General features: G+C 51.7%; 8 protein-coding genes. 6 read left to right on the top strand and 2 right to left on the bottom strand.

The features are described 5' to 3' along the window. The first annotated feature begins 1 nt into the window (after position 1). Positions 2 to 757, top strand: a complete 756-nt coding sequence (locus tag AB1611_18250) for a phosphate ABC transporter ATP-binding protein (GenBank protein MEW6381525.1) — start codon at positions 2 to 4, stop codon at positions 755 to 757. Beyond that, positions 757 to 1,506 carry a phosphate ABC transporter ATP-binding protein PstB gene (pstB, locus tag AB1611_18255; protein MEW6381526.1) on the top strand — a complete coding sequence of 250 codons (750 nt, stop codon included), beginning with the start codon at positions 757 to 759 and terminating at the stop codon, positions 1,504 to 1,506. The genes AB1611_18250 and pstB overlap by 1 nt, the downstream gene beginning before the upstream one ends. A 585-nt stretch (positions 1,507 to 2,091) precedes the next feature. On the opposite strand, the gene AB1611_18260 is transcribed toward pstB, so the two are convergent. Then, the gene (locus AB1611_18260; GenBank protein ID MEW6381527.1) at positions 2,092 to 4,062 is read right to left on the bottom strand and encodes an ATP-binding cassette domain-containing protein; all 1,971 of its coding nucleotides are present in this window, start codon (positions 4,060 to 4,062) and stop codon (positions 2,092 to 2,094) included. 239 nt (positions 4,063 to 4,301) lie between these two features. Between AB1611_18260 and ispH the strand changes: the two genes are divergently transcribed. From ispH to AB1611_18280, 4 genes are all read left to right on the top strand, one after another. Continuing rightward, positions 4,302 to 6,041, top strand: a complete 1,740-nt coding sequence (gene ispH, locus AB1611_18265; protein ID MEW6381528.1) for a 4-hydroxy-3-methylbut-2-enyl diphosphate reductase — start codon at positions 4,302 to 4,304, stop codon at positions 6,039 to 6,041. A 13-nt stretch (positions 6,042 to 6,054) separates the two neighbouring features. Then, on the top strand, positions 6,055 to 7,512 hold the full coding sequence (locus AB1611_18270; GenBank protein ID MEW6381529.1) for a glycosyl hydrolase family 57: 1,458 nt from the start codon (positions 6,055 to 6,057) through the stop codon (positions 7,510 to 7,512). A gap of 288 nt (positions 7,513 to 7,800) precedes the next feature. After that, on the top strand, positions 7,801 to 9,093 hold the full coding sequence (locus tag AB1611_18275) for a transporter (GenBank protein ID MEW6381530.1): 1,293 nt from the start codon (positions 7,801 to 7,803) through the stop codon (positions 9,091 to 9,093). Positions 9,094 to 9,137: 44 nt separating this feature from the next. Beyond that, positions 9,138 to 10,523: a right-handed parallel beta-helix repeat-containing protein gene (locus tag AB1611_18280; protein MEW6381531.1), complete on the top strand. Its 1,386-nt coding sequence runs from the start codon at positions 9,138 to 9,140 to the stop codon at positions 10,521 to 10,523. Positions 10,524 to 10,530: 7 nt separating this feature from the next. Here the strand turns inward: AB1611_18280 and AB1611_18285 are convergent, their stop codons facing one another. Further along, a complete protein-coding gene (locus AB1611_18285) occupies positions 10,531 to 12,540 on the bottom strand; it encodes a cation:proton antiporter (GenBank protein ID MEW6381532.1) in 2,010 nt (669 codons plus the stop codon). Positions 12,541 to 12,627: the final 87 nt, after the last annotated feature.

Genomic DNA, 12,627 nt, shown 5'->3' on the forward strand with positions numbered 1-12,627 from the left:
TATGGACATAAAAATAAAAATAGAGAACCTCAGAGCCTTTTTTAAAAAAAATGAGGTCTTAAAGGGGATAAACCTGGAGATTTATCGAAATACTATTACCGGTATCATGGGGCCTGCCGGTAGTGGAAAATCAACTCTTATTTCGGTGATCAACAGGATGATAAGCTTTGAAGATGGGTTTTCGGTTGAAGGGAAAATATTTATTGATAATGAAAATATCCTGGAAGAGAAAGTAAATGAAGTAAATTTGAGAAGACGGGTAGGGACAGTGTTTGCTGTTCCCATCCCGCTGCCCCGTTCTATTTACGAAAATGTGGCCTATGGCCCCAGGCTTAAGGGTATTAATAAAAAGCTCCAACTGAACGAAATAGTGAGAGAAAGCCTGAAAAAAGCCTTTCTCTGGGAAGAAGTCAAAGACAGACTTTTAACATCTGCCTTGAAACTCTCTGGAGGGCAGCAACAAAGGCTCTGTTTGGCCAGGACTCTGGCCCTGAAACCCGAAATAATCCTTTTAGACGAACCTTGTTCAGGCTTGGACCCGATATCCACAGCCAAGATTGAAGAAGCCTTAAATATGTTGAAACAGGAATATACAATAATCCTGGTCTCGAACAACACCAAGCAGATTGCCAGGTCTACCGATTACACAATCTTTTTTTATATGGGAGAGCTGATCGAATATTCCAGTACGGAAAAAATGTTTACCAATCCTTCTCTGAAAAAGACTGAAGATTATATCTTGGGAAGATTCGGCTGATGGAAAACATTGCTCTGAAAACAAAAGATCTGGATCTCTATTATGGCAAATTTCATGCTTTGAAAAAGATAAATTTTTCTGTCTATGAGAAAAGCATTACTGCCTTAATAGGTCCTTCCGGCTGCGGCAAATCCACGCTTCTGCGCTGCTTTAATCGGCTTAATGAATTGATTGACGAGGTGAAGATAACCGGCCTTTTGGAAATTAACGGCAAAAGTATCAAAGATATTGATTTAGTTGAATTAAGACGCAAAGTCGGTATGGTTTTTCAGCGTCCTAATCCCTTCCCCTTATCAGTCTACGATAATATGGTCTATGGGTTGAAAGTACACGGTGAAAATAAGAAAAAATATAAAGATGCGGTAGAAAAATGCCTCATGGCTGTCGGTCTCCTGGATGAGCTGAAAGATAAACTCAACACCCCGGCTCTTAACCTTTCGGAAGAAACAAAACAACGCCTGTGCATCGCTCGTCTTCTCACCATTGAGCCGGAAATAATACTTCTGGATGAGCCATGTTCTGCTCTTGATCCCATTGCCACTCTGAGGGTTGAAGAGCTGATGATAGAGCTTAAGAAAGATTACACCATCATTATCGTTACTCATAACATGCAACAGGCTGCCAGGGTTTCGGATTATACCGGTTTTATGCTCTTGGGCGAATTGATAGAGTTCGATGAAACGTCAAAGATTTTCACCTCACCAAAAGATGAACGGACAGAAGGATACATTACCGGGAGATTCGGATAAAACCCTTTTGGCTATTCTGTCTTGCAGAAGAAGTGTGAAAATAGGCATCGTAAACAATCAGGTAATGCTCCCCTGAATAGTTTTACGATATTTTCCTCTTGCTTTTTTTTAACCCGTCTGTTTATAATAAAAACAGCCTGGTTGAGTTGTAATGAAACAGGCTCTTTTATGTTATGGAATCAGATAAGTTGTCCCCCCCAGCCGCCAGAAATTTATTCTGGTGGTTTTTTTATTTTTCCGGGGGTATGGTTAATTGTGTGGGGTGTAAAGGGAGATTAAAACATGCTGAGATACCTTGTGCCGACTTCGCTTATCTTCGTTCTGTACTATGTTACACTCATTATGCATTATGTACTTCACCTTATGTAGTAGCCGCTGTTAAGGATTATCGCCCCTTTGAAAGTCAGTTGCACGGCAGAAGCAGTCGCTAAGTCCCGGCCGTGTGGCAGAACATGCCGAGCTGATGCAGAAGCCCGAGAGCGGATGCATCAGCTATGTGCATCTCCATGCAGTTGGTGGGTGTCGATAATAGGGAAAGCCGCCCCTTGGTTCAGGGGGAGGGAAGGGGGGAGTGTATGGTCAAATCTATCCTTCCTCCGCCAATTCCCGCTCAACGGCTTCAATCTGCTCTTCCAGTTCGGTCCAGCGGTGGGTAAGTTCCTCGTTTCTGGCCTCAAGCTCCTTATATTCATACAATTTTCTGGAGAATTCAGGCTGCTGGTAGTAATTTGGATCGGCAAACAGTCTGTCGAGCTGGTCCATTTTTTCCAGCACAAGGTTTAATTCCTCCTGCACTTTTCCCGACTCTTTCCTGAGCGGGTCCAGGCGGCGGAATTTCTGGTTTCTTTTCTCGGCTTCAAGCCGCTTTTGCTCCCGGCTCCTGACTTTTCCATCCCTGCTGCTGCCGGGCTCTGCCGAAGGAGAGAGCAGCGGGGAGGCGGCGAGTTTTTCCTTCCTCTGCTCCATCTGTTCGAGATAGTCATCATAATTGCCGAGAAAAACCTCCAGACGTCCATCCTGAATATGGATGATTTTATTAACCAGGTGATTGATGAACAGCCGGTCGTGAGAGATCATGCACAGGGTGCCGGGATACTGGCTGAGGGCTTCCTGCAGGCAATCCAGGGAGGGAATATCGAGATGGTTGGTCGGCTCATCCAGCAGGAGGAAATTGGGCTTTTGGGCGATCATTTTTGCCAGCACCAGACGGCTTTTCTCTCCTCCGCTCAGGACAGCAATTTTTTTAAATACATCATCTCCCCGGAAGAGAAAGGCCCCCAGAAAGGAGCGGGCAGAGACGGGCGAGCCCGGCCCGAAACAGGGATCGATTTCTTCGAGGACCGTATGCTCCGGATCGAGAATCTCAAGCTGGTGCTGGGCAAAATAGGCCCTGGCGACATTATAGCCTACCACTGCCTCACCGCCTTCTATGTCCAGCACCCCGGCCATGATTTTCAGCAGGGTTGACTTTCCCGATCCATTGGGGCCAACCAGGGCAACCCTGTCCCCCCGGTGCAAAACCAGGTTCAGCCCGTGATAGACTGTCCGGTCACCGTACCGCTTGTGCACATTTTTTAACCGCATAACCTCCTTTCCCGACACAGGAGGCGGGGGAATAGTGATTGAAAACTGACTGGCCTTCTGGTCAAGCTCGATCCTGTCCATCTTCTCCAGAGACTTGATCCGGCTTTGCACCTGACGGGCTTTGGTGGCTTTGTAGCGGAACCGCTCGATGAACCGCTCGGTGGCTTCGATCTTTTTTTGCTGATTCCTGTAAGAAGCCTCAAGGATTTCCTGCCGGAGCTGCTTTTGATCCAGAAAATCATCATAGTTTCCCGTATACTGCTGAAGGGTTTTCTGGTCGATCTCCACGATGCGGGTAACGATATTATTGAGAAATCTCCGGTCGTGGGAAATGAGGATCATGGCCCCCTGGTATCCTTTGAGGAAATCCTCCAGCCAGATGATGGACTCCAGGTCGAGGTGGTTGGTCGGCTCATCCAGCAGCAGGAGGTCGGGCTCCTGAAGGAGCAGTTTGGCCAGAGAAATGCGCATCCGCCACCCTCCGCTGAATTCGCGGATCGGACGGTTCAGGTCCTGGTCCCGAAATCCCAGGCCGAAGAGGATGCGCTTGGCCTGGTGCTCCAGGTCCCACCCGCCGCGGGCTTCAAATTCAGCCTGATACTCGCCGATTTTCTGGACATAGTCCTGTATTTTTTCCGGGTCATCCTCGTGGGCCATTTCTTCCTGCCACAGGTCAATCCGCTCCCTGATGCGGTTCAGATGGGGACAGATATCGGTGGCTTCCTCCAGCAGAGGGCGGGATGTGTCTTCCACCACCTCCTGCTTCAGGCAGCCGATAACCATGTTCTTATTTCTCTCGATCTGACCGGAATCTGGCATTTGCTCGTCCAGAATCAGCGAGAAGATAGTCGTCTTTCCTGATCCGTTCGGTCCGATCAGACCAATCCGGTCGTTCAGACTGACCTGAAGATCTACATCCTGAAATAATACCTGCGGCCCGAACTGTTTTGATACTTTCCGTAATGCAAGCATGGTCAACTTTCAGATAGGGTTAATGAAGTTATTGTGCTTTTCTCTGTGCTCCTCTGTGCCTCTTGTGTCTCTGTGGTGTCCTTTTGCTTTTCTCCGTTTTTTCTCCCGGCTCTCTTTTATCTTCTTCATTGTATTGGAATACCGGATTCCCGTCAACTGGAAATCTTCATCCCGCTCATTCCTGATTCTGGTCAAACCCCTTGAATCCTGGTCGGAAAGAAGGTAATATATGAAATACCATGGAGATCAAGATTGCCAAAACTGCCGGTTTCTGTACGGGTGTCCAGCGGGCGATGAATATCCTTCTGGATACAGCCCGTCTGGGAGACCCGCCGATTTATACCTTTGGACCGCTCATCCATAACCCGCAGGTCATAGCCCTGCTTGAGAGCCGGGGAATTACCGCTTTGTCGGATCCTGACTCCGCTCCTTCCGGCACTCTGGTTATCCGGGCGCACGGCATTGCGCCAAAGACCAGGCAGTTTTTGAAAAAAAAGGGATTCAAGCTCTGCGACGCTACCTGCCCTCATGTGGCTCAGGTGCAATCCATCGTCAAATCCCACAGCCGCAGGGGGTACCATGTCATCATCATCGGTGATAAGGGGCATGCCGAGGTGACCGGCATTCTGGGTTTTGCGCAAAACCGGGGGACCGTGGTCAGCAGCCTGCCGGAAATTGATCTTTTGCCGAATATGGACCAGGTCTGCGTGGTAGCACAAACCACCCAGAATGTCGAGGATTTCCAGCGGATCGCGGATAAAATCCGCAGCCGCTTTCCCCAGGCCGAAATCTTCAATACCATCTGCTCCTCGACCCAAAAGCGGCAGGATGAAGCCATGCAGATAGCCCAGCAGGTCGAAGCCATGGTCATCGTGGGCGGGAAAAACAGCGCCAATACCATCCGCCTGGCCAATATGGTCCGCGCTCTCGGCAAACCCACCTTTCATATCGAGGTCCCGAAGGAACTGCCGGTTAAAGAGCTTGAAAAGTTCGACCGTATCGGCGTGACAGCCGGAGCATCCACTCCCAACTGGATCATCGACGGGGTAGTGGAAAAGCTGAATTCCATCAGGCAGCGCAAGGCCAATTTTCTCATGCGCCTCCTGCTTCGAATGTTCCAGTTTCTGGATAGCAGCGACCTTTTTGTAGCCATCGGTGCTTTCAGCATCAGTTATGCAGCCAGCCTCCTGCAGGGAATCGATCCGGATTTTCCCCTGCTGATCATTCCCGCCCTGTACGTGTTTGCCATGTATCTTGTCAACCACCTGATAGACCGGCACGACCCCGAAGGTCGTGATCCGAACATACTGCACGGGATATCCCGCTACACTGCTCTGCGCCTCGCGCTGGCCCTTGTTTCGGCTGCTCTGGCCCTCTCGCTCTCCCTGCATCTGGGTTTTTATCCATTTCTGTTTCTTCTCCTGGCCAGTATAGCCGGTATTATTTACAGTATTCCGCTGATTCCCCACAGGTGGAAGGTTTATGTCCAGTTCAGACGGCTGAAAGACATTCCGGCCTCCAAGGATATCTTCCTGGCTGCATCCTGGGCGAGTGTCGCCGTTGGGATTCCACTCCTCTATGGGGTGGATTCAGCAGGAATTGATACTGCGGTCTGCTTTATTTTTATCGCCACCCTGGTTTTTATCCGCTCCGTGCTGCAGGATATTCGCAATATCCAGGCAGATCGGATTGTGGGCAGGGAAACCCTGCCGATAATTCTCGGCCAGAAGCGGATTGAGCGGCTTTTGTTTGCCATTTCCCTGCCGTCGCTTGCTCTTCTGACCGCAGCCGCATATTTCGGCTGGACTACTTCGCTGGGATTTGCTCTTTCCCTGTGCATACTTTTTACCTGGATCTTTATGTTTCTTTCTCACCGCAACGCGCTCCCGAAAGGGATCGCATCCAAGTTGACTATTGACAGCAATTTCATTGTGAGCGGCCTTGTAGCCATGTTCTGGAAAATTTTTCATTACCATTAAAGGAGTTACTCGTATGGAGCCACTTTCTGACATCATCAACGGATTGCCCAATTTCTGCGGATATGAATCATCGGTCGAAGAGACCATGTCCCGCAGCCTGCCGGTCTTTCTCGATCGCACGCCGGTAATTCTCAGCCAGGTCGAGTCATCGTTCGGTATTGCCCTTCATATGCACCAGCCGCTGATCCCGGCAGGGGGACCAAACCTTAAAAATGCAGCCATTATTGGCAATCTTCAGTATATGATGGAAAATCAGCACATTCACGATAATCACAATGCCCCGGTTTTTGCCCGATGTTATGCCCGCATGGCCGATTTCATCAAGGAACTGGTCGATGAGGGCAAAAGTCCCCGGGTGATGCTGGACTACTCCGGCAACCTTTTCTATGGGCTCCGTCAGATGGGCCGGGGTGATATTCTGGAGAAGTTTAAAAACGTCATGTCCCGGGAGCCTTACAGCCGCTGCATCGAATGGCTGGGAACCATGTGGTCCCATGCCGTGGCTTCCTCTACACCGCCTCCGGATCTCAAACTGCACATCCAGGCATGGCAGCAGCACTTTGCCTCCATCTTCGGCTGGGATGCCCTGGCCAGGGTCAGGGGATTTTCACCCCCGGAGATGCATCTTCCGATCCATCCCGATGTCTGCCATGAATACGTCAAGACTCTGAAAGCCTGCGGGTTTCGCTGGCTCATGGTTCAGGAGCACACCGTCGAGAACCTGGACGGCGGCCGTATCAGAAATCCTCATGTTCCTCACCTTCTGACAGCCAGAAATTCCCGGGGCGAGGAGGTATCCATGACCGCCCTGGTAAAGACCAAGGGGTCTGATACCAAGCTGGTGGCACAGATGCAGCCGTATGCTGAAGCCAGGGGGCTTCGTCGGCAGGAGTTTGGAGGAAAAAGCATCCCGCCTTTTGTCCTTCAGATCGGAGATGGGGAAAACGGCGGGGTGATGATGAACGAATTCCCGGAAGCTTTCAAGAGTGCCTTCCGACAGATCGGCACATCAGGCACTGTCAGCCTGTGCGCCAGCGAGTATCTTGAGCTTCTTGAGGCCGAAGGAATCGATGTTGAAAAATCCGCCCTTCCCGTGCAGCCGGTGGGACAGAAGAGAATCTGGGACCGTGTTTCACATCCCAGTCCTGATGCGGTCAGACAGGCCATTTCCGATCTCGAGAAACAGGACCGCAGCTTTCACCTGGATATGGGCTCCTGGACCAATGACCGCAGTTGGGTCAAGGGCTATGAAGGGGTTTTGAGTGCCATGGAGCACTTAAGTGCCCTGTTCCATCAGAAGATCGATCAGAATGCGGCTGTTGACAGGAAAAGCCCGGCCTATCAGCAGGCCCTTTTCTACCTTCTGGTCAGCCAGACCAGTTGCTACCGCTACTGGGGACAGGGAGCATGGACTGACTACGGGCTTGAAATATGCCGAAGAGGCAGGGAATTTCTGGAACGCGAGTTTTAAAACCAAAACGCTCATATTGGTAAGACAACACAGTAATATTTCTCCCGCAGAGACGCAGAGGCGCAGAGGTAAAAAAGACAAATTATTTTCTCTGCGCCTCTGCGTCTCTGCGGGAAATCATCTCTATAGGATTTTCACTCCGCTCAAGGCATCAGATACTAAGCAGTGTGATGGCTACCATATATGAGCAAACCAAAAAGCGAAATGCAAAGGAAACCACAGAGACACAGAGACACAGAGAGAAGCATGGTCTTACTGCTGCCTCTGTGTCTTTGTGGGTGGCTGCTCATGTCCGCCATCTATCCAGGCCGGGCAGTTGCCAGCGGGGCTGACTGCACCAAAGCAGGGGAGTGGTACCAGAAGGGACTCGCCCTCAGCGACAACTCTGCGCAAGAGATCGCCTGCTATCAAAAAGCAGTGGAGCTTTGTCCGGAGCACGCACCATCTCACGAGCGGTTGGGCAACATTTATAAGGCCCGCAGGCAGTGGGACATGGCGGTCCGGGAGCTGCAACTGGCCTGCGAAGGGAGCGACTCCTCCGATCCTCACACCAGCCTGGGCGAGATTTACCGGATGCAGGGTGAATACGAGCTGGCCATCCGCGAGTTTCATACCGCGCTCGATATCAGGGAGGAAGACAAGCGCGCCCAGGCTAACCTGGAATATATCCAGCGGATGATGGGACGCGATGATGCCGGTGGTGAAGAGCGATCGATGGTCCCTGTCCCGATTTTCAGCCGGGAGCCGGGGCTTACTCTGTCACAGGGAATAACTTCGGTCAGTTTGACCCTGGGATCCATGACGATCAGACGGGAATGGATATCTCCGCAAGAGCGGCCAGTCGATGTCTGGAGGCTGGCTCTGGGTATTCGATACGGCCTGACCGATGATCTTACCCTGGGGATTATCCCGAAGATGTTCTGGAAAAAGGCTTACATTCGTACCTGGGAGGGGGAGTCTCAGCCCTCGGTCCATGGCCTTGGAGACACGGTCGTTTTGCTCAAATACTGCCTCTGGTCCCGCAGGCATACCAGTTTTGCCGCATCCCTGGCCACCAGTGTGCCTACCGGAGATGAGCATAAGACCGCCTGGTACGGATGGACCAGCTATACCATCCCCCTGGGCTCCGGCAGATATGAATTCATGCCGGGACTTGCTTTCAGCACCAGCTTTCGCGACCTGGGGTATCTCCATACCAATGTTTCCTATTTTTTTCCCCGCCAGAGAGAGAACGGACTTGATCCCGGAGACGAGCTCAGCTATAATCTGGCTCTGTGCCGGCCGATTCCTCTGATCGGCGAGCCCTATTTTTTCTCCCTGCCTGTCACCAGCCTGGTGGGGCAGATAGAGCTGAACGGTGTCTATCGAGGGGAGGGCAGAGGGCCAAAAATAGTAGATGGACAAGAATCTCGCGTCACCTTTTCAGGAGGAAACATGCTTTCCTGGTCTCCCGGAATCCAGTTCCTGTTCCAGGGCAATATGATGTTCGAGGCAGGGGTTCAGATACCGCTCTTTGTTCCTGATAACCCCTGGTGTACTGAACCTGTTTATCAAATCGGATGGACGAGGTCCTTTTTTTGATGAGATACCCGCACATGCAATGGATGATCTCTCGGAGAACGGTGATGCTCAGTTTCGCCAGCGCCGCTATTCTCTTTCTTATCCTTTCCTTTGGATTCAGACTCCCGGCCCGCTTCGCTCCAGCCAAAGCCCTGGCTCAGGCCCCGGCCCCCCGGCCAGCCGGACAAAAAGAGCGGCAGAAGCAGCCCCCACAGGAAGAGCCAGCCGGAATTGTCATTCAGGACAATGATTTTTACGATAATAATGTCTCGGCCTTGCATATCCGGGGCAGCAGAGTTCTGGTTGAAAAGTGCAGTATCCATCGAAACGGCAATGCAGGCCTGGTCGTGGATAACGACGCTCAGGTTCTGGTTCAGGATAATCAAATCTATGGCCAGGAAGGTGCAGGCATCACGGTCATGGGTAAAGGCTCGGCCAGGGCAAGCATCACCGGAAACCAGATATACCAGAATACCATGGCTGGCGTGCAATTGGGGGCCCAAGACCGGCTGGAGGTGGCGGTGCGGGAAAGTTTCAGAAAAAATCCCTCTGCCGGATTTGCCGGCAAGAAGGATAATACCACTGGTAAGAAGGTCATAGTTGCCAGGGTCCACAATAACCGAATTTACCGCAATGGAGAGAGTGGCATAAAATGCCAGTCAGAATATCCGAACCATGCTGTCCATCTGACCGCCACTCAGAACAAGATCTTTCGGAACCAGAAAGGGGGCATTTTTCTGGCCAGTGCAGCCACTGTGGTTTTGCAGCATAATTCCATCTGTGATAACCACAAAGCCGGGGTTTCAGCCAATGAATTGAAAGAGATTTCCCCCCAGGTGGATATCTATCAGAACGTCATCCGGGGAAATGAGGAGGCCGGGCTTGAGATCACCGCTGCCAAATGCGGGCCGGTCGGAGTGTGCAATAACCTCATCTTCAATAACGGCGGATCGGGGATTCGCTTCAAGACCATGCCCATGCGGATCATCAACAATACCATCGCTTCCAACGGCAACCTTGCCGAAGGGTCGGGCATCGACCAGCAGGGGAGAGGCACTCCCCTGATTGCCAGCAATATCCTGGCCTATAATTTTAAAACCGGCCTCAATGTAGCCAGGACGAAAGGCTGCTCCTATAACCTGCTCTTTGCCAATGGCGGATCAGGCACCTGCTGTGACGACTGCACATCCTCTTCCAAAGCGATCGAAAGCAAAGAGCTGGGCGGACACAGCCGAAGCAGGGGGGACCTGATCTGCGATCCGATGTTCAGTAATCCTGACCTGTTCGATTACCGGCTCAAGCAATACTCTCCAGCCATCGATGCCGGATTTCCCTCCCGCGAGTTTCATGACCGGCATTTTCCTCCCTCCCAGGGAGGAAGCTCCAATGACCTTGGATTTACCGGAGGCCCGCTGGCTGTCTCGTGGGATCCGAATGATCTGGCTCCATAAAGATAGGTCATTCAGGCGAGAGGAGCTCGACCGCTTTATCCAGGGCCGCGTGGTTTCCCATCATCACCAGGGTGTCTCCCGACTCGATGGCAGTGTCTGCACCAGGGCTTGGGATCGGCTCACTGCCTCTGATAATGGCAATGACCGTAACCCCGGTTTTCAGCCGCAGGTCCAGGGCTCCCAGGGTCCTGCCGACTGCCGGGGACTCGGCAAGCACCAGGAAGGTTTCGGTCAGCGTTTCGGCAATAAGGTGCTGGATATTTTTAAATCTCATATCCGGGAGCTTTAATCCGCGCAGCATGCTGTAGCCTTCTCCCCGGACAAGCTGAACCTGAAGCTCGATCATGTTCCGAGGGATATGGTACTGCCGCAGAACACGGGCAAAAATCTCTACCGAAGTTTCAAATTCTTCCGGGATCACCTGACTGGCCCCTAAATGGTACAGCTCCTCGATCTCGGCAATATGCCGGGTCCGGACCAGAAGAAAAACCTCCGGGTTCATGCTCCGGATCAGCCATATGACCCTGCGGTTCACCGAAGGGTCTGAAATGGCAAGTACGGCCATGCGGGCGCGGGGGATACCAAGTTGTTTCAATATTTCGGTGCTGCTTGCGTCGCCATAGAAAACCGGGTGTCCCTTTTCCCTTCCCTGCCGGATATTCATAATATCCAAATCAACAATAACATAGGGAATTGCCGTGGCCTCCAAAACCCTGGCCAGATTGCGGCCATTTTCTCCATAGCCGACAATTACCACATGGTCGTGCCAGGAACGTTTTCCGTCATTCAGAGATCCGGCTTGAGATTTCACCCCCAGCACGGCATCCAGCCAGCAGAGGAATGGTTGCAGGCGAAAGCCTGCTTTTGGCGCAAGGAGTATCAGAAAGGGGGTTGCCATCATGCTGATAATGGCGGAAGCTAAAAACTGCTGGTACGTGACCGATGAAATCAGATGAAAGCGAAGCCCTGTCTGGGCCAGCAGCAGGGAGAATTCGCCAATCTGGGCCAGTCCGAAAGCGGCGCTGAGGGAAGTGCGGGCGGAAAGTCGGAGCATGAGCGCCACGATAAAGACAACCGCCATCTTACTCCCGAAAATGAGGACCACCAGCCCCAGAACACGCACAGGATCGTTCGAAATGGTCCGAAGGTTTGCCAGCATGCCGATCGAAATGAAGAAAAGCCCGGCAAAGCTGTCCCGTAAGGGGAGCATATTGGCCAAAGCCTGGTGGCTGTATTCCGATTCGGACAAAAGCAGCCCGGCAATAAAGGCCCCCAGGGCCAGGGAAAGGCCAAACTGTGAAGTCAGCCAGGCAGTGCTCAGACAGAGCAGAATAATGAACAGGGTAAAGATTTCCTGACTTTTCATCCTCACGATATGATCGATGAGTTTTGGCAAAAGAAACCTGGCTGAGATAAAAACCGCACCAACGGCTGCCAGACCGATGAGCAAGGGTGAGAGGATATTCGCCCATGATTGCATTCCCTGTGCAGCGAGCACCGGAGTCAGCAACATCATGGGGACAATGCAAAGATCCTGAAACAGGAGCACACCGACAGCAAAATTTCCGTGAAGAGTTGACAACTCTCCCCGTGCTCCATACACTTTCAGGACAATAGCTGTGCTGCTCAGGGAGAAGAGAAAGCCGAAGAAAATCGCCTCCTGCACGGTATGGCCGGAAAGAGAGGCTACCCCCGTCACCAGGGCGGCAGTCAGGAGGACCTGCAGGATCCCTCCCCCAACTATATAGCGCCGGATTTCCTTCATCCGATTGAAAGAAAATTCCAGCCCGATGGTAAAAAGGAGCAGAACCACGCCGATTTCAGCCAGGATCTCAATCTGGTGAACCTCGTGGATTACTCCCAGGACCGATGGCCCGATAATGATTCCAGCCAGCAAAAAGCCCACCACCGGGGGCATGTGGATCCGGTTGACCAGATTGACCGTTACAACGGCCACGGCCAGGAGAATGACCAGGTCCAGTAATATCGGTATCTGTGGTGTTAGAGTCGGGTTCATTGTATACTGCCTCCACTGAATGAATTACCATTATATACCAATTTCCAATAAGGTAAAAATTTTATGAGGCCAACTTCCCCCTGGGCC

The organism is bacterium, from assembly GCA_040755755.1.
Classification (GTDB): domain Bacteria; phylum SZUA-182; class SZUA-182; order DTGQ01; family DTGQ01; genus DTGQ01.